Consider the following 16,580-nt stretch of genomic DNA (forward strand, 5'->3'; position numbering starts at 1 on the left):
GCATCGGGATTGGCCAGTTCGCTGACCCGAACGGTGAAGCTGGTCTCCAGCAGCGGCAGCTGGATCACCACCTCTTCCAGGGCTGAGGCCGGCAGCACAGGCTGCAGCGCTCCGGCCAGTGCCACCAGGGCCGCAGCCAGCCTGGAGCAGTTGCTCACCAGCACCGGCAGGCCATAGGTGTGCTGCCAGGCGCGGGCCAGGTGATCGCTGGCGGCCTTGCTGGCGGCGTAGGGCGAGCGGGGGCTGTAGGGAGTGGTTTCGCAGAAGGGCGGATCGGAGGGTTCGAGGCTGCCGAACACCTCATCGGTGCTCACATGCAGGAAGCGCCAGTGCTCCGGTGAGCCGGCCGCCAGCCAGTGGGCCCGGAACGCCTCCAGCAGGGTGAAGGTGCCGTGCACATTGGTGGCCAGAAAGGCGGCCGGCCCGCTGATCGAGCGGTCGACGTGGCTTTCTGCGGCCAGGTGGGCCACATGGGTGATGGCGTGCTCGGCGAGCAGGGCATCCACCAGGGGGCGATCGCCGATGTCGCCGTGCACGAAGCTGATGCGGCCGGCGTCGATCAGGGGCGCGATCGTGGCCCGGTTGCCGGCGTAGGTGAGAGCGTCGAGCACCACGATCCGGTCGTGTGGCCGGGCGGCAGCCCAGTGGTGCACGAGGTTGCCGGCGATGAAGCCGGCGCCGCCGGTGATCAGCAGATGGCGGGTGGGGGCAGGCATCAGGCGGCGGGGGTGACGGGGGTGGCGGCCCACGACCTGAGGCAGGCACGCAGATCCTCGCGCCAGTCGGGAAGGGGCAGGCCGAAGCTGGCGGTGAAGCGGTCGCAGGCCAGGCGCGAGTTGGCCGGCCGGGCGGCGGGCAGGGGGTAGGCGCTGGCGGGGATCGGCGTGAGCCTGGGAGCTCGCTGGATCAGCCCGAGGGCGGCGGCCTGGCCGAAAATCTCGCTGGCGAAGCCGTGCCAGCTCACCGGCGGCTGGCCTGCCACGTGGTACGTGCCCCAGGGGAAGGGATCGCCAGGCTGCAGGGGGGAGCGAGCCGCGATGGCGGGTTCGGCCAGTGCCAGGAGGATGCGGGCGATCGCCTCGGCGCTGGTGGGCCCGCCGACCTGGTCGTCGACGATCGCCAGGGCATCGCGCTCGCGGCCGAGTCGCAGCATGGTGCGCACGAAGTTGGCGCCCTCCTGGCCGAACACCCAGCTCACCCGCAGCAGCAGGTGGCGGCCACCGGCCTCGCGCAGCGCCTGTTCGCCGGCCAGCTTGCTGGCCCCGTAGACGCCCAGCGGGCCGGTGGGGTCATCCTCCCGCCAGGGGTCGCTGCCGCTTCCGTCGAACACGTAGTCGGTGGAGAGGTGCACGAGCGGGATGGCCTGGGCGGCACAGCTGCGGGCCAGCAGCCCCACGGCGGTGCCGTTGATGGCCTCGGCCAGCTTCCGGCTCGCTCTCGGCCTTGTCCACGTCGGTGTACGCGGCGGCATTGATCACCAGGGCGGGCCGATGGCTGCGCAGCAGGGCCTCGATCTGGGGCTCGAGCGTGGCGGTGGCAGCGGCCAGATCGAGCTCCGGCCGGCCCACGGCGATCAGCGGCTGGCCCGGCAGCCGCTGCGGAGCCAGGCGCTGCAGGGCCTGGGCCACCTGGCCCTGGGATCCGATCACGAGCAGGGAGGCGGCTGTCATGGGGTGGGGCCCTCCTGCACCAGGTTCTCCAGGTAGGCCCCGTAGCCGGACTTGCGCAGCGGGGCCGCCAGGGCTTCCAGCTCGGCGTCGCTGATCCAGCCCTGGCGCCAGGCCACCTCTTCCGGGCAGCCGATCTTGAGGCCCTGGCGGTGTTCGAGGGTGCGGATGTAGCTGCCCGCCTCGTGCAGGGAGTCGCAGGTGCCGGTGTCGAGCCAAGCCATGCCGCGGCCCAGCAGCTCCACGCGCAGGTCGCCGCGATCGAGATACAGCCTGTTGAGATCGGTGATCTCCAGCTCGCCGCGGGCGGAGGGCCGCACCTGGCGGGCCAGCTCCACCACATCGGCGTCGTAGAAGTAGAGCCCCGTCACGGCGTAGCTGGAGGCGGGCCGCTCGGGCTTCTCCTCGAGCGACACCACCCGCCGCTCCTCATCGAAGCCCACCACGCCGTAGCGCTGGGGATCGGCCACCCGGTAGGCGAACACCGAGGCACCGCTGACCTGGGCATTGGCGGCCTGGAGGTTGCGCGAGAGATCGCCGCCATAGAAAAGGTTGTCGCCGAGGATGAGGGCGGCGGGGCGGCCGGCGAGGAACTCGGCACCGATCAGGAAGGCCTGGGCGAGGCCATGGGGGCTGGGCTGCTCGGCGTAGGAGAGGGAGAGCCCCCAGGCGGCCCCGTCGCCCAGCAGGGCCTGGAACTGGGGCAGATCGCGGGGGGTTGAGATCACCAGGATCTCGCTCAGCCCGGCCAGCATTAGGGTGCTGAGCGGGTAGTAGATCATCGGCTTGTCGTAGATCGGCAGCAGCTGCTTGCTCACCGCCTGGGTGATCGGATGGAGCCGGGTGCCGGAGCCGCCTGCCAGGAAGATGCCCCTCCGATGCCGATCCTGGGGATGGTCTTGGAGCATGAAGCCACCGCTGCTGAGCGGTACCCTTCTATCACAGGAATCCAGCGGCAAGGGTATAACTCCACCCCTGGATTGCGCTGTGCGTGGCAGGGAGGATGACAGAACGATGGCGCAATCACGGACGGATCGCATCTGCAGTGTCGTCGAACACAGCGGGATCCTGAGTTGAGCGGCTCTCTGCACAACTGTCAGACGGGATTCCGTCAATGTTGCTGGCCTGCTGCCTTCAGATGGGTGGGATCGGTGCCGTTCCGATCGNCCTGTAGGCAGGGAACCAGTCCTGTTTCGACGTCACGCCTGCTTGTCTGCAGAGACGGTGGTACTCATCGGGCAAGTAGATCTGTCGCACGATCGGCAACCGATGGGCGGTTCCCCCAAACTTGCTCTTGAAGTCATACAGACCATCTCCAGGTCGGACCCCACCGCCCAGGTTCACAGTGCGCACACCACGCGTGCCAAGCCGACGAATGGCCTGGATCATGAGCCAGGNCGTGAAAGCCCTGCCCGTTGTGGTGCTGGCGCCGATGTGGAACTCGGCACTCTCGCCGTGGATGAGAAAGACCATCACCGCCTCGATATCGACACCACAGGAGGCACCGATCACCAGATGCTCAGAAGCTTTGGCCCAGGCCTGAAGACTCTCCTGGCTGAACGCATAGTGTGCCGAGGCTCCCGAGCGTGCCATGGTCACGGGGTGGAGTTTCTGCAGTGATTCGGCAAGTACATGGCGATCGTCCACAAGCATCACGCCTTGACTCTCAGCCTGCTTCCATTTTCTGCGAATGATGGTTGAGGCTGTGGCAAGCGGATCGCATTCCTGAATCGGGAGCAGAAACACAGTGTTCCCCGGAGTCGCCAGGTGTCCGAGTGCTTCCGTCGCGGCTGGTTCGAATTGGAGGTAGCCCGCCACCCATCCCTGAGACGCCGCATGGAGACTCCAGGCCCGGAGCAAAGGCTCGGCGTCCCCGGTCAGGCTGGCCCCTGACACACACACGAGCGTGCTGATGTCCTCATGGGTCCCGCAGCGACGGCGATGGATCGGCAGGATCATCCTGGAACTGCCGCACTCGACACAGACCAGCAACGGTCTGAGGCCGGATCGTGAGTATGCCTCTGCATTTGACCAGGCATGACAGGGAACCCCGCTGAGATTCACGAGTTGTTCCCAAGCTCGGCGATCATCCAGTTCGGTAACTGTGATCCTGGCATGTTGCCTGCCCGGGTGTGATGAACAGGGATCAGTCATGTCGAAGCTCGCTTCGATGGCTCCGATGGCAGGTCGTCACTCTGCTCGGATGCCGCCATGGCTTCCCCAGATCAGTTTGCGTCGGCTTGGTGTAGGACAATGTCATGGTCGCTCTTTCTAGTGGCTTGCGAATGAAGCTGATGAATGAATCTGAATCTCACGCTTACGACCAATTTGCTCCCTTTTATGATCTGATGATGGGTGATCGGAGTGACTTTATTGGTTTCTACTCCAGTCTACTGAATCCGGAAACCCGGTCGTCATCGATCTTGGCTGCGGCAGTGGGGCGATCACAGCCGCCCTGGCCAGGATTCTCTGTGCTGTCTCCCGTCACCCCTCACCCCGGATTGTGGGGGTGGATGGTTCTGTTGGGCTGCTGAAGGAGGCGGCACAACGCAGAGTGCCGATCGAGTGGCTGAATCAGGATTTGCGGAATCTCTCCGTGGAGGGGTGCTTTGACCTGGCAATTTGCTGCTACAATACATTTCAGCATATTGATGGACAATCTCTCGCGGGTGCGTTTGCTGGTGTTCGTCGTTTGTTGCCTGACGGGGCGCGCTTAGCTTTTGACATCTATCAGCCGAATCGGGACTATCTCAGGCTTCCTCAGCGGAATCGCATGGCCCGCAAAATCGTCAGGCCAGGATCTACGGATCTTGAAATCAGGGAATGCACAGATTTTGATGAGGCTGCATCGTTGCTCACGATCAGCTGGAAGCTGGTCGATCCCCTGCGCCTTGATGAGCCTCCGCTGGCTTCCACGATGTACCGAATGTGGCAGCACGATCCAGCCTTGGTAGAGAGGTCTCTCTTGGAGGCTGGTTTCGAAACTCTGGAGCGCTATGGAGATCTGGCTCGATCCTGCTTTTCTGCCTCATCCAAGAAACAGGTTTATGTTTGCAAGGCCCACTGACTGATCTGACCGACCAGCTGCGATCACCTCGCTTCCCATAATCCATTTCAGGCGCCTGGATGGCATCAGACTTGCCTCGTTAAGTTCGTTTGGGTTGGTGTTGGAGTCGATGATCTTCAGGTGGATCAAGGAGCTTCCAGAATTGTCTGAGCCCTCACGTCGCGCCGAACGGTGTCTGGCTCGGCGTCCATGAGTGCTGGCAGTGCATGGGGGAACAGGCCTGTGTAGGGGGACAGGAAGCGCAAGGTGATCCCCCGTGATTGAAATGTCTCCGGTTGGTAAAGATGCCGACCTGCGGGTGGATTCACATAGGACTTTCCACCCAGTGCTTTGACCACTGCGAGGACCCTCTGCTGACCTGCGAAAGTGGGGGAGATGTTCAGATCGGAGCTTCTGATGATCACGGCCGGCAACTTGAGATGCCACACAATGGCTCGCAGCTGCCGTTCGAGGTAGTCGGCCACCGAAGGCTCTGAGATCGTGAGATGCGACCGGATCTCATCGGCGAGGTCACCCTTCGAGCTGCGATACCAATCATGCCCATTCAAGCGGCGAAGAAACTCCGTCCCGGCATCGCTCTGGAAATGCAGGTCGGCGATGCGGGTATGGCGAGGCTGGTGTCGCAGAGGCAAGGTCAGCCAGCGGGATTGACCGGGTGGTGAAGGCAGTGCACTGCGGTGCACCCTCCCTCTCCGAGGGAATTGAACGCAGTCGAACAGCACGACGATATCTGCTGCTGCGAAGAGCCGAAAGTAACCGAGATAGGGATAGAAATACGGTTGCATCACTGCCACGACCGGACCCGACACCCTCTCAGGCCTCGTTCGTGAGCATCTGGCGGGCCGTGCGCACCACGCCTCTTTCCCGGAGACGCTCGATCCTGGGGGGAGGGAAGACGCTGCGCTGGAATTCGCCCTCCAACTCGCCGTCTTGCTCGAGAGCCAGCCAGCGGCGCCAGTGCCACCCGAACCCCGGGGCGAGTTTCCCTTCATGGTGGGTGAAGACCTCGCGGATGTTTCGCGTCTTCTGCAGGAACCGCGGGTAGGTGGAGAGAGCCACATGAGCCAGCAGCAGACCTTCGGCGGTGTCGTGGCGGAGTGTGACGCCCTCNGGGGGGCACTACGTCATGCATGNCGTCGTGGATTCCGGCCACGATCGAGGGTCGCACTGCCACCTTCGGCAGGGGAACGAACCGGATCCAGGTGAGGGCGGGGTTCTCGGCGAGCCGCTGCTGAAACTGATCCTGTGCCTCCACGATGAGCTGCACGGCATCAAGATCGCAGGGCCGGCAGGGGAGGGGCAGGCAGGGACCCTGCTCGCTCAGAACCACGTTGTAGCGGGGGATCCGAAGCACGTCGGCTTCGAACCCTGCCAGTGCCTGGCGCAGATCACCCGATGGGGTGAGCGGAAATTCGTCGGCATCGATCGCCAGCACCCAGTCGGCGTCGCAGTCGTGGATGGCCTCGGCGTTGCGCTGTCGCCAGAGATCCGCTGGTTCCTCGTTGGAGGAATCGAGGATCCTGAAGGTCGAACTCCGCTGCGACGCCAGGTAGGCGCGGCTGCCATCGGTAGACGCCATGTCGCAGACGACGAAGGATTCGACGCCGCTGGCACGCAGATGGTCGATGCAATGCGGGAGGATCTCGATCTCGTCCTTCACGCCGATGTGGGCTGCCACGCGCATGGGGGTCAGGTCAGGGTGTGTTCGATCACATTGGCAATGGCTCCGATGAGTTCGGCCGACAGGTCGGGGAACATGGGCAGGCCGATCAGGCGGCCAGCGAGATCGTCGGTGTGGGGCATCGTGGTGGCGGGGCAGCCGGCGAAGGCCGCTGGCGGTGCAACCCCCATCCATACCAATGGCGCCAGCCCACGTGCGCCCGGCTCAGCTCCGCTTCGATGGTTTTCGCTTGGGGCTGATCAGCTGCCATGAGCAGGGCGTAGGGGCAGGCGTGATCCTCACGGACGTGAAGGGCATGGCTCCAGCCGGAGCGTGCGGCTCGCCGTGCATAGGACCTGGCCGCGAGGAGGAATCCCTGGCGCTTGGTGGCCCACCCTTCCAACTCGGCCAGCCCCACAGCCGCGTGGTATTCGCTCAGCTTCCCGTTGAAGCAGGGGCCGCTGCTGGAGCGATCGTCGCGGAAGCCGAAATTCAGGGCCCGGGCGGCACGATCGATCAGCTGGGGATCGGCCGCGAGGATCAGACCGCCCTCACCCGTGCTGAAGGTCTTGGTGGCGTGGAGGCTCACGGCCACGGGTATGGAGCCCCGCACGACGGCTGCAGCATCGATGGAATCGAAGCAGGCCGCCGCATCCACGATCACGGGAATCCCGGTGCGTCGGGTGAAGGTCTGCCAGGCGTCGAGGTCCGGAGGCCTGCCGTAGGGCGCAACCACGAGCACGAGGGCGGCCCGCTCCAGCTCCGGACACGTTTCGAGACTGGCGGGGTTCAGAGCCCAGCTGAGCGGGTCGACGTCGAGCAGGAACGGTTGCAGCCGGGCGAGACGTATGGCCGCCGCCGTGCCCACGAAGGTGTAGGAGGGGCAGAGGCACAGTGGCCGCCTCTCCGATGGGCCGCCCACGATCGCCTGGATCAGGGCCAGCAGAGCGGCCGTGCCGGAGGCGGCCAGAGCCAGGTTGGCGGCCCCTACGCCGTGGTGATCGGCCAGGCTCCGCTGCAGGCGCGTCTGGAGTGGCCCGAAGTTGCTGTATTGCCGGGTGGCATCGATCTCCCGCAGATAGGGCAGAAGCCGCTCGGCGGTGGGCAGCCTGGGGCGGTTGACGGGGATCGAGATCTCAGACGGGGCCGCTGTCATGAGGGCACCGTCAGGGTGGCGAGCAGATGGCTCACTTCACTGCTCAGCACGTCCCAGACGGCTTCGATCGTGAGGCGGCTGCCGCCGTCGATCCGCTCGAGCGTGGTGGCGGGCAGGTTCAGGAGGAGGGCCGGATCGTGGCCCTCACAGAGCACGCTGATGCCGGCCGCGTCCTTGTCACCGGAGGTGAGCAGGCGGGTCTCCTCGTTGGCGGCCTGGAAGGGAAGGGCATGCTCCTGATCGGCTCCTGCCTCGGCCGATGACCACTGCCACAGGAGATGGCCCCCCCGGGTCTCCAGCGCCAGCCTCAGGATCCTCACGAGACAGGGGGTCTCGGCCGGGTCGAGACGCAGGGCTCTGAGTGGCCCGGGCAGGTCGGGAAGACGAAAGGTGTGGCTGGCGCTGCCCCGATCCACCGTGATGCTGCTGCGCAGGTAACAAGGTTCCGAGAACCTCCGGCGGGGTGGGCTTGCCAGAAGAGCTGCAGGGTGGTCATCCGGCCGAGCTGGGAGCGAAGACTGCGCAGATGGCGTTCCAGCTCCTCGCGGAGGCGATCCAGCCGTTCCCGCAGCGCCATCTCTGAAGATGATCGCAGGGCCTCATGGATCTCCAGCGCCAGACGGACGAGGCTTTCGTCCGTGTCCAGGCCGGGGATCTTGGGTCCAGCCGCGGAGTGATTGAGGTCAGAGCGCGCCAGGTTCGGATCCTGCGAGGGATCGGGCAGGCGCAGCTGGTCTTCCCCGAGGAGTTCGTTGATGCTGCCGATGCAGCGAGAAGGGTCTGCCAGAAACGACTCGTAGGTGACCACCTGCCGCGGCAGGTGGCGGGTGTGGCGTTCCGCGTCCAGCTGGTGCTGGATCCAGAGCAGAAGGGCCCGGTTGGTCGGGAGAGCATCGCGTTTGCGCAGCGAGGCCGCCACGGCCAGAGGGTGGCGATTCACCAGAACGACTGAGCAGCGAGGCCATGGCGCTCAATGAGGTGGTTCCAGAGGGGCTGCAGACGGCATTGGCGCGGGTCCTTGATCAGGCACCAAGGGTTGTCGGAACCGCGTTCGGCGGGGAACTCGGCCCGCAGGGCTTCCTCCAGGGCGCCCATGGCCTCCTCAAGCCGGTCGGGTGCGAAGAGGTCCTCCGAGAGCAGGGGGTCGTCCCAACTCGATTGCGCTTGCTCCAGCAGAGCGGTGTGCATCTCCACGATCCGCAGTGGCTCCCAGTAGCCCGTTGGATTGTTGGGATCGGCCGGAGGCATCGTGGCGGGCCCACGGCAACCGAGCCGGCAGAGCGCACCGGCCATTGCGGAGGTGCCGCTGCGGTGCATCCCCAGCACGAAGAGCAGCCGGAAGGGAAGTCCGTCGACGTTGAGGAGGGAGGCTGCGATCCTGGCTCCCAGGTGACGGGGGTTGCGTTCGAGCACGGTTGCGTAGGCGCGCCGTGCTGCGCAGCGGTTACCGTGCCGCCGATGCCACTCCGCCAGACCCAGTTGAGCGGGGATCGAAGCGGGGTTGCGGGAGAGCTGGTCCTGGAGCMSGKCCAGGCCCGCCGCCAGGATGGCGGCTGCAGCAGGTAGGGATGGGCCGAGCCGTCGGGCAGCCGCAGCTCCAGCCGCTGGTCGTCGGGGATGCGCACCATATGGGTGCGGTTGTTGCCGCAGTAGCTGATGCCGCCCGGGCTCCAGGTGGCTCCCGAGGTGGTGGGGGGCGCCGCCAGGCGCCGGTAGCTGTTCACGGTGGGATTGGTGAGGCGCACAGCGCGGGGCGTGCTCCAGCAGTCCGGCCAGGAACTGATAGGCCAGGAACTGATAGGCCAGCGGTGAGAGCCCGAGCTCACCGGCGGGATCGTGGAACAGGTTGGTGCCCGCGCCTGAGGCGCCGGCGGCTCCCCAGAGCGAGAGATGGGTGTGGCAGCCGTTGCCGGTGCGCTCGGCGAAGGGCTTGGCCATGAAGCTGGCCTTCAGCCCCTGCTGCTCCGCCAGGGTCTTCACCATCACCTTGAAGAAGGCATGGCGGTCGGCGGTGGTGAGGGCGTGGGCGAAGGTCCAGTTCACCTCGAACTGGCCGTTGGCGTCTTCGTGGTCGGCCTGGTAGGGCCCCCAGCCCAGCTGCTCCATCGCCTCCAGCAGCGGCCCGATCAGCCCGTAGCGGCGCATCAGGGCCAGCTGGTCGTAGCAGGGTTTCTCCTGGTGATCGGCCGGATCGGCGATGCTGCCGCCATCGGCGCCCAGCAGGAAGAACTCCGCCTCCACTCCGCTGCGCAGCTCGAACCCCAGGGAGCCGGCTCGCTCCAGCTGCCGCAGCAGCAGACGTCGGGGGCACTGGGCCATCGGCGTGCCACCCAGCATCAGCTCGGCCGCCACCCAGCCCACCTCCGGCTGCCAGGGCAGGGGCGTGAGGCTGGCCGGATCGGGGATCGCCATCACGTCGCCATCCGCCGGGGAGAGATCCAGCCAGGCGGCAAAGCCGGCAAACCCGGCCCCGTCGCGGGCCATCACCGGGATCGCCGCGGCGGGCACGAGCTTGGCCCGCTGGATGCCGAACAGGTCGGTGAAGGAGATCAGCAGGAACTTCAGCTGCAGCTCCCGGGCCTGGCTGGCGAGATCGGTCATGGCGGGGTGGATGGGGGGAATTCAGCAGGCCAGGAGGCCGTCGACGACGCGGCGCAGCTGCCGCTGCTCCGGCGCGCTGCTGTGGGGGTTGCCGGCCCGGTGGCCCAGCTCCGACTCGATCTGGTGAAAGCTCGCCCCGGGGATGCGGGCGGCATCGGCGGCCATGTCGTTGGGGGTGAAGTAGAGGTCGTGGCTGCCGGCCACCACGGCGGTGCGGGCCCGCACGCGTCCCAGGGCGGCATCGAGGTCGCCGCCGTCGGCCACGTCGTGGGCCTGCCAGGTGTCGAGCATGGCGATCAGGTCGCGCGGGTCGTGGCGCTGGTAATTGGGCAGCCACTGCTGCTGCACATGCACCTCCACCGGCTCGGCGATGCTGCGGAAGAAGGGCTGGCTGGCGGCCCAGCTGGCGTAGATCAGCGCATAGGTGCGCAGCCCCTGCTCGGGCGGGGCGTCGAAGCCGCTGCCGTTCCAGTGGCGATCGGCCGTGAGCGCCTGGCGCAGGCTGAGCAGGAACAGGCGGTTGTGGGGCGAAGTGCGTGCCGTGCCGCACACGCAGCAGATCCGCTCCACTAGCTCGGGATGGTCCACAGCCCAGCGGTAGGCCTGCTGCGCTCCCATCGACCAGCCGTACACCAGCGCCGGCCGCTCGACGCCGAACACCTCACGCAGCAGCCGGCGCTGGGCGGCCACGTTGTCGGCCTGGTCCACCACCCAGCCCTGCTCCGCCAGCCCCATGGCGCCGTGGCTGGGGCTGCTGGAGGCGCCGTTGCCGAACATGACGGCGATCACCACGCACCAGCGCTCCGGATCGAGCACCGGACCCGCCAGCCAGGCCAGATCCTCCACGCGGGCACCATAGGAGCTGGGCACCAGGATCAGGTTGCTGCCCTCGGCGTTGAGCTCGCCGATGCGCAGATAGCTGATGCGGGCATCGGCAATGGTGCGGCCGCAGCGGAGCGGGAAGGCACCGAGCCCGTGGAGATCCTGATGTCGGGGCGGTGCTGAGCTGGTGGAGGTCATGCCGCTGCGCTCATGCCGCGCCGCTGCCGGCCGGAAGGGCCAGGGCGGGCAGGTTGGCCAGCAGCTGGCGGTGCACGCGCAGATACCCCTGATCCAGGTGCAGCAGGTGGGGGCCGATCAGCTCATGGGCCGCCGGCAGAGCATGGAACGGCAGCGAGGGATAGAGGTGGTGCTCGGCGTGGAAGGGCATGTTCCACATCAGCCAGCGCACCGACGCGGTGGTGAGGGTGGTGCGGGTGTTGGCGGTGCCGTCGGCGCTGAAGCTGCAGCCGCTGTGCTCGGCCAGCAGCACGAAGCGCAGGAACGGCTGGCCCACGAGCAGAGGCAGCAGCCAGAACCACAGCAGGAAGCCGTTGCCGTCGATCAGCGACACGGCCGCCAGAAGCAGGTAGACGCCAACCTGCAGCCACGCCGAGCGACGCACCTGGGGGATCACCTGGGCATTGAGGTAGGGCACCGCCGACAGATCGCCCCAGAGCAGCGTGGCGTAGGCGCGCAGCTTGCCGCTCCACCAGTTCCAGCCGCTCAGCTCCAACAGGTAGGCGGGCAGGCTGGTGGGCTGCGGATCATCGAGCTCCGGATCCAGNCCGGGCTGGTGGGTGTAGCGATGGTGCCACTGGTGGTAGCGGCGGTAGGCGGTGGCGTTGTAGAAGCTCAGCAGGCCCAGCAGCCAGGCGGCGGCATCGTTTACCCGCCTGCTGCGGAAGGCCGTGCGGTGGCTGCATTCATGCAGGCCCGCGAAGCAGGTGGCCAGCCCCATGCCGCATAGCAGCAGCCCGGCCAGGCGCAGCGGCAACGGCCAGAGCTGCTGAGCCCACACCACACCGCCGGCGCTGATCAGCAGCAGGTGGCTCAGCAGGCGCAGCGCGGCGGGTCCGTCGCGGAGCGTGTTGAGCTCGGAGAGGGTCTGCCGCTCGATCAGGGCTGAGTCGGTCACGCCGAGGCAATGCCGTGGGCCTCTTATCCCATCAGGTCGGCTGGGTCCGCTTCGGTAGGCGATGCGACGGCGAGGGGTTTACTAGGACCCGGGTCGTCGGAACAGGGCTCGTCAGCTCTGGCGGGTTCGGGGGACCCCGGCCGCAGCGGGCCTACAGCTCCGCCTGCTCGGCTTGGGTGTCGTCGAAGCAACGCGTCCCCGCCTGGGTGAAGCGGGAGAGCAGCCGCGCTGCGAGCTTCTCCCGGTCCTCATCCCCCACCACGCCCTCGTAGGCGCGGGCCTCCTCCTGCTCATGGGCGGCGAACAGGCGGATCGGGCAGGGCATCGCCACCTCCACCGCCCACATCACGATGCCCAGCCAAGTCACGTCGCTGACCAGCGCGATGCGTTCGAAGCCCCGCCAGTGCCTCAGGCCCAGCAGGGTGTCGTCCCGCATGGCGGCGGGCTTGCAGCCCTCGAATCAGGCATCCATCGGCCCCGGCTGTGTGCACTCTGAAAAGGGAGAGCCTGTCGCGGGGGGGGGGGGGTGACGCCATGCACCACAGCGCCGTTGACGACAGCGTGATCGCCCGCATGCGGGCGATCCGCCGGGATCTGCACCGCCATCCGGAGCTGGCCTTCGAGGAGGAGCGCACCGCGGCGAGGATCATGGCCGAGCTCGACGCCCTCGGCATCCCCTACGACTACCGGGGCGTGGGCAGCGGCGTGATCGGCCGGCTGGGAGCGGGGCACGGCCCCAGCATCGCCCTGCGGGCCGACATGGACGCTCTGCCGGGGCAGGAGTCGACCCAGCTGCCCTTCGCCTCCGAGGAGCCGGGTCGCATGCACGCCTGCGGTCATGACGCCCACGTGGCGATGGTGCTGGGGGCGGCCCAGCTGCTCGCGGCCGATCCGCCTGCGGTGGGGGTGCGGCTCATCTTCCAGCCGGCCGAGGAGAAGGGCGGCGGGGCGCGCACGGTGATCGCGGCCGGTGCCCTGGAGGGGGTGAGCGCGATCTTCGGCGCCCACGTCACCCATCACTACCGGGTGGGGCAGATCATGGTGGCGGACGGGGTGATCACGGCCCAGTCGGACCGCTTCCGCATCGACGTGCGCGGTCGCGGCGGGCACGGCGCCAGGCCCCATGAGGCCACCGACGCCGTGGTGATCACCGGTTTCCTGATCACCGCCCTGCAGACGCTGGTGTCGCGGGAGATCGATCCCGTCCACCCCTCGGTGGTGACGATCGGGCGGGTGGAGGCGGGCTCGGCGCCGAACGTGATCGCTGAGACCGCCGTGCTGGAGGGCAGCATCCGCTCCACCTTGCCGGCGGTGCGCGAGCAGCTGCTCGCCGGTGTGCAGCGCATGGCCCGGGCCCTGGGCGATCTGCACAACGCCGATCTGCAGGTGACGATCCAGCCCGGCTATCCGCCGGTGGTGAACACGGCGGCCGAAGCCCGCCTGGCCGAGCGCGCCGCCCGCCAGGTGGTGGGTGACGCCGGCCTGATGGCACTCGATCACCCCAGCATGGGCAGCGAGGACTTCGCCTACTACCTCGAGCGAATTCCCGGTTGCTACGTGCGCTTCGGCGCCCGGCCCGAGGGCAGCCCCTACGTGCCGCTGCACAGTCCCGCCTTCGACATCGACGAGGGAGTGCTGCCGGTGGGCGCCGCCTTCTTCGAGGCGGTGGTGCGGGAGGCGGAACGATCCCCGGCTGCAGCGACGGCGCAGGCCTGAGGGCGAGGGATCCGGCCCTCGTCTTCCTCCCCTCACCGGCCTTCTCGGTGGGGATGGAGCTGGAGCTGCAGCGCGAGTTCCGCGGCGACCTCGGTGCCGACCTCGACTGAGTTCGCAGCGGGGGCTGGATCAGCGTGGGGCGTGGGCGTCGAAGAAGGCCAGTTCCAGCTCCATCGCCCGCCGGTAGGTCTTCTCCACCGCTTCGCCGGGCGGGGCCAGGCGGTTGAGCAGGTGCTCCAGGCGGCGGGCCAGGGCTTCGAAGGCGGGATCGGCGTAGGTGTCGATCCACTCGGCGTAGGCATGAGCGGGGTGGCCCACCTGGGCGCGCAGCTGCTGGCCCAGCCAGGCGTAGAGCCGCAGACAGGGGGTCATGGCGGCGCAGATCAGGCCGCAGTCGCCGCCGCGGGCGGTGGCCAGCAGGAAATCCGTGTAGGCGGTGGTGGCCGGCAGCGGCGTGATGGCGCTCAGGTCGATCCGCCAGCGGCTGGCATAGGCGGCGTGAAGCTGCAGTTCCTCCAGCACGCCCTGCAGCAGCTCACTGAAGGCGACCAGACTGTCCCGGTCCGTGCTGTGGGCGATCGCCAGGGCGTAGGCCCGGGCGAAGCTCTCGAGAAAGTAGGCGTCCTGGGCCACATAGCCGCAGAAGGCGGTGCCGGGGAGGCTGCCCTGGCCCAGTCCCTGCACGAACGGGTGCCGGAGGATGCGCCGGGCCAGCTCGGCGTTGCCGGCCCAGAGCTGCCCGGCCAGGTCCCCGCTCAAGGCCGGTCCGGGTGTGCTGGATGGGCCGGCTCCACCATGCGGCCGGGCTGCACCCAGCGGTCGAACTCCGCGTCGCTGATCTCGCCCAGGATGAGGGCCGCTTCGCGCAGGCTGAGGCGATGCTGGTGGGCGTGCTTGGCGATGGCGCAGGCGCGGTCGTAGCCGATCGCCGGTGTGAGGGCCGTCACCAGCATCAGACTCTGGTCGAGCAGCGTGGCGATGCGGCCCTGGTCGGCCTGCAGCCCCTCGATGCAGTGCTCCCGGAAGCCGGCGCAGGCTCCGCTGAGCAGTTCGATGCTCTCGAGCACGTTGTGGGCGATCAGGGGTTTGAACACGTTCAGCTCGAAGTTGCCCTGGCTGGCGGCCAGCTGTACCGCCGCGTTGTTGCCCATCACCTGCACCGCCACCATCGTGAGGCTTTCGCACTGGGTGGGGTTCACCTTGCCGGGCATGATCGAGCTGCCGGGCTCGTTTTCGGGAAGGATCAGCTCTCCGAGGCCGCAGCGGGGGCCGCTGGCCAGCCAGCGGATGTCGTTGGCGATCTTCATCAGGCTGCCGGCCAGCACCGTGAGGGCGCCGTGGGCCGCTGCCAGCGGTTCGTGGCCGGCCAGGGCCTGGAACTTGTTGGGCGCGCTGCTGAAGGGCAGGCCGACCCGCTCGGCCAGCCGCGCCGCCACCGCTTCCCCGAAACCCGCCGGTGCATTGAGGCCGGTGCCCACCGCCGTGCCGCCGATCGCCAGCTGGTGCACCTGGGGAAGGGCGGCCTGCACACTGTCCAGACCCAGCGCCAGCTGGGCCGCGTAGCCGGAGAACTCCTGCCCGAGGCTGAGCGGCACCGCATCCTGCAGGTGGGTGCGGCCGATCTTGATGATCGAATGGAAGGCCTCCGCCTTCGCCAGCAGCGCCTGCCTGAGGGCCTCCACGGCGGGAATCAGGCGTCGCTGCAGCTCGATCGCCACCGCGATGTGCACCGCGGTGGGGAAGGTGTCGTTGCTCGATTGGCTGAGGTTCACATGGTCGTTGGGATGCACCGGGCTCTTGCTGCCCAGCACCCCGCCGGCCGCTTCGATCGCCCGGTTGGCGATCACCTCGTTCACGTTCATGTTGGTCTGGGTGCCGGAGCCGGTCTGCCAGACCTTCAGCGGAAACTCCCGATCGAGGGCGCCGCTCGCCACCTCCTCGGCGGCCGTCACCACCAGCGCCGCCAGCTCGGGGCTGAGCTTCTCCCTGTCGCGGTTCACCTCGGCGCAGGCGGCCTTCAGGATTCCGAAGGCATGCACCACCGCCAGCGGCATGGGCTGGCCGAAGGGGAAGTGGTGGATCGAGCGCTGGGTCTGGGCCCCCCAGTAGTGCTCGGCGGGCACGGCGATCGTGCCCATGCTGTCGGTTTCCTGGCGGGTCACCGGCTCACCACCTCGGCATTGAGCTCGTTGATGCTCACGGTGGTGCTGTTGCGGAAACCCTCGGGAAGGGGAATGCCGGTGGCCTGGCTCACGGCCTCGTTGATCGCCGCGAGCCCCACCTGGCCCTCCGCATCGAGCAGCACCCGCCCGTCGGCGTCGAAGACCACCACCTGGGGGATGTGGCCATGCCAGTAGTGAGCGGGATCGGCTGGGCCCTGATCGCTGCGGTTCTGGAGTGGATCGGTCACCAGCGGAATCAGTTCGATGCTGTTGCCCCAGAGCCGCTGCAGTTCCGAGACCACGGGCGCGAACTGTTTGCTGGCGGTGTCATCGTCGAGGTAGTAGATCAACACCGCGGGCCGGTGTGCCGCGAGGGCCTGCTGGAGGGTGCTGCGGGGCGGCACCAGCGAGCCGTTGCCGGCGTAGAGGGCGTAGATGTTGCCGTCGTAGGTGTTGTTGGTGAGCGAGGCCAGGGCCGGCTGCACCGGCTGGATCGCCATCAGGGCTGCGCTCAGCAGCAGGGGCAGAACGGCATGGAGAACAGGTTTCAGCAGAGTGCGCAGCAGGCCGGCCAACAGAGCGGGGTCGCGGATG

At 67.7% G+C, this 16,580-nt stretch carries 16 protein-coding genes and 2 pseudogenes; 3 read left to right on the forward strand and 15 right to left on the reverse strand.

Annotated features, from left to right (window positions below; translation table 11 throughout):
• The 4 genes from SYNGFB01_RS02830 to rfbA all read right to left on the reverse strand — a co-directional run.
• Positions 1-716 (reverse strand): dTDP-glucose 4,6-dehydratase (locus tag SYNGFB01_RS02830; protein ID WP_255347517.1); only part of this gene is annotated, 716 nt, incomplete at its 3' end.
• Positions 716-1,396, reverse strand: a complete 681-nt coding sequence (gene rfbD / locus SYNGFB01_RS15155) for a dTDP-4-dehydrorhamnose reductase (RefSeq protein ID WP_255347518.1) — start codon at positions 1,394-1,396, stop codon at positions 716-718. The genes rfbD and SYNGFB01_RS02830, both read right to left, overlap by 1 nt.
• A complete protein-coding gene (locus SYNGFB01_RS15160) occupies positions 1,290-1,670 on the reverse strand; it encodes a sugar nucleotide-binding protein (RefSeq protein WP_235299881.1) in 381 nt (126 codons plus the stop codon). The genes rfbD and SYNGFB01_RS15160 overlap by 107 nt, the downstream gene beginning before the upstream one ends.
• Entirely contained in the window at positions 1,667-2,575 is a 909-nt protein-coding gene (rfbA, locus tag SYNGFB01_RS02840; protein WP_048016848.1) for a glucose-1-phosphate thymidylyltransferase RfbA, read from the reverse strand. Before rfbA ends, SYNGFB01_RS15160 begins: the two co-directional genes overlap by 4 nt.
• Before the next feature lie 1,508 nt (positions 2,576-4,083).
• Here rfbA and SYNGFB01_RS12875 point away from each other — a divergent pair.
• Entirely contained in the window at positions 4,084-4,734 is a 651-nt protein-coding gene (locus tag SYNGFB01_RS12875) for a class I SAM-dependent methyltransferase (RefSeq protein ID WP_082325823.1), read from the forward strand.
• A 125-nt stretch (positions 4,735-4,859) separates the two neighbouring features.
• Here SYNGFB01_RS12875 and SYNGFB01_RS02850 read toward each other — a convergent pair whose 3' ends face one another.
• The 4 genes from SYNGFB01_RS02850 to SYNGFB01_RS02865 form a co-directional block, all read right to left on the reverse strand.
• Positions 4,860-5,543 (reverse strand): WbqC family protein, encoded by a 684-nt coding sequence (locus tag SYNGFB01_RS02850; RefSeq protein WP_161795831.1) that lies wholly within the window; start codon positions 5,541-5,543, stop codon positions 4,860-4,862.
• Between the two features lie 179 nt (positions 5,544-5,722).
• Positions 5,723-6,418, reverse strand: coding sequence for a glycosyltransferase family 2 protein (locus SYNGFB01_RS02855; protein WP_048016851.1), 696 nt, complete (start codon positions 6,416-6,418; stop codon positions 5,723-5,725).
• An 85-nt stretch (positions 6,419-6,503) separates the two neighbouring features.
• Positions 6,504-7,550, reverse strand: a complete 1,047-nt coding sequence (locus SYNGFB01_RS02860) for a DegT/DnrJ/EryC1/StrS family aminotransferase (protein WP_053068280.1) — start codon at positions 7,548-7,550, stop codon at positions 6,504-6,506.
• Positions 7,547-7,966, reverse strand: a complete 420-nt coding sequence (locus tag SYNGFB01_RS02865) for a hypothetical protein (RefSeq protein ID WP_152669484.1) — start codon at positions 7,964-7,966, stop codon at positions 7,547-7,549. Before SYNGFB01_RS02865 ends, SYNGFB01_RS02860 begins: the two co-directional genes overlap by 4 nt.
• Positions 7,967-8,151: 185 nt before the next feature.
• Here SYNGFB01_RS02865 and SYNGFB01_RS14010 point away from each other — a divergent pair, with 185 nt between their 5' ends.
• Positions 8,152-8,502, forward strand: a complete 351-nt coding sequence (locus SYNGFB01_RS14010) for a hypothetical protein (protein ID WP_152669485.1) — start codon at positions 8,152-8,154, stop codon at positions 8,500-8,502.
• 545 nt (positions 8,503-9,047) lie between these two features.
• Here SYNGFB01_RS14010 and glnT read toward each other — a convergent pair.
• The 4 genes and pseudogenes from glnT to SYNGFB01_RS02890 all read right to left on the reverse strand — a co-directional run.
• Positions 9,048-10,151, reverse strand: a pseudogene (glnT, locus tag SYNGFB01_RS02875) (type III glutamate--ammonia ligase); the annotation flags it as partial.
• Positions 10,152-10,172: 21 nt separating this feature from the next.
• A complete protein-coding gene (locus SYNGFB01_RS02880) occupies positions 10,173-11,171 on the reverse strand; it encodes an alpha/beta fold hydrolase (protein ID WP_048016853.1) in 999 nt (332 codons plus the stop codon).
• A 10-nt stretch (positions 11,172-11,181) separates the two neighbouring features.
• Positions 11,182-12,108, reverse strand: a complete 927-nt coding sequence (locus SYNGFB01_RS02885; protein WP_048016854.1) for a fatty acid desaturase — start codon at positions 12,106-12,108, stop codon at positions 11,182-11,184.
• 151 nt (positions 12,109-12,259) lie between these two features.
• Positions 12,260-12,553, reverse strand: a pseudogene (locus SYNGFB01_RS02890) (STAS/SEC14 domain-containing protein); the annotation flags it as partial.
• An 89-nt stretch (positions 12,554-12,642) separates the two neighbouring features.
• On the opposite strand from SYNGFB01_RS02890, the gene SYNGFB01_RS02895 reads away from it, so the two are divergent.
• Entirely contained in the window at positions 12,643-13,824 is a 1,182-nt protein-coding gene (locus SYNGFB01_RS02895; RefSeq protein WP_048016856.1) for a M20 family metallopeptidase, read from the forward strand.
• Between the two features lie 129 nt (positions 13,825-13,953).
• On the opposite strand, the gene SYNGFB01_RS02900 is transcribed toward SYNGFB01_RS02895, so the two are convergent.
• Genes SYNGFB01_RS02900 through SYNGFB01_RS02910 form a run of 3 tightly spaced genes read right to left on the reverse strand, consistent with a single transcriptional unit; the run spans position 13,954 to position 16,561 of the window.
• On the reverse strand, positions 13,954-14,583 hold the full coding sequence (locus SYNGFB01_RS02900) for a TenA family protein (RefSeq protein WP_048016857.1): 630 nt from the start codon (positions 14,581-14,583) through the stop codon (positions 13,954-13,956).
• On the reverse strand, positions 14,580-15,986 hold the full coding sequence (gene fumC, locus SYNGFB01_RS02905) for a class II fumarate hydratase (protein ID WP_255347519.1): 1,407 nt from the start codon (positions 15,984-15,986) through the stop codon (positions 14,580-14,582). Before fumC ends, SYNGFB01_RS02900 begins: the two co-directional genes overlap by 4 nt.
• Complete coding sequence (locus tag SYNGFB01_RS02910; protein WP_235299882.1) at positions 15,983-16,561, reverse strand: thylakoid membrane photosystem I accumulation factor; 579 nt, start codon at positions 16,559-16,561, stop codon at positions 15,983-15,985. Before SYNGFB01_RS02910 ends, fumC begins: the two co-directional genes overlap by 4 nt.
• Positions 16,562-16,580: the final 19 nt, after the last annotated feature.

This window comes from Synechococcus sp. GFB01, assembly GCF_001039265.1.
In the GTDB taxonomy this organism is placed as follows: domain Bacteria; phylum Cyanobacteriota; class Cyanobacteriia; order PCC-6307; family Cyanobiaceae; genus NIES-981.

Excerpts from the sequence above, each read along its gene's own strand:
- SYNGFB01_RS14010 (WP_152669485.1), top strand. The coding sequence starts at position 8,152 with ATGGATCTCCAGCGCCAGACGGACGAGGCTTTCGTCCGTGTCCAGGCC.
- SYNGFB01_RS02895 (WP_048016856.1), top strand. The coding sequence starts at position 12,643 with ATGCACCACAGCGCCGTTGACGACAGCGTGATCGCCCGCATGCGGGCG.
- SYNGFB01_RS15160 (WP_235299881.1), bottom strand. The coding sequence starts at position 1,670 with ATGACAGCCGCCTCCCTGCTCGTGATCGGATCCCAGGGCCAGGTGGCC.
- rfbA (WP_048016848.1), bottom strand. The coding sequence starts at position 2,575 with ATGCTCCAAGACCATCCCCAGGATCGGCATCGGAGGGGCATCTTCCTG.
- SYNGFB01_RS02860 (WP_053068280.1), bottom strand. The coding sequence starts at position 7,550 with ATGACAGCGGCCCCGTCTGAGATCTCGATCCCCGTCAACCGCCCCAGG.
- SYNGFB01_RS02880 (WP_048016853.1), bottom strand. The coding sequence starts at position 11,171 with ATGACCTCCACCAGCTCAGCACCGCCCCGACATCAGGATCTCCACGGG.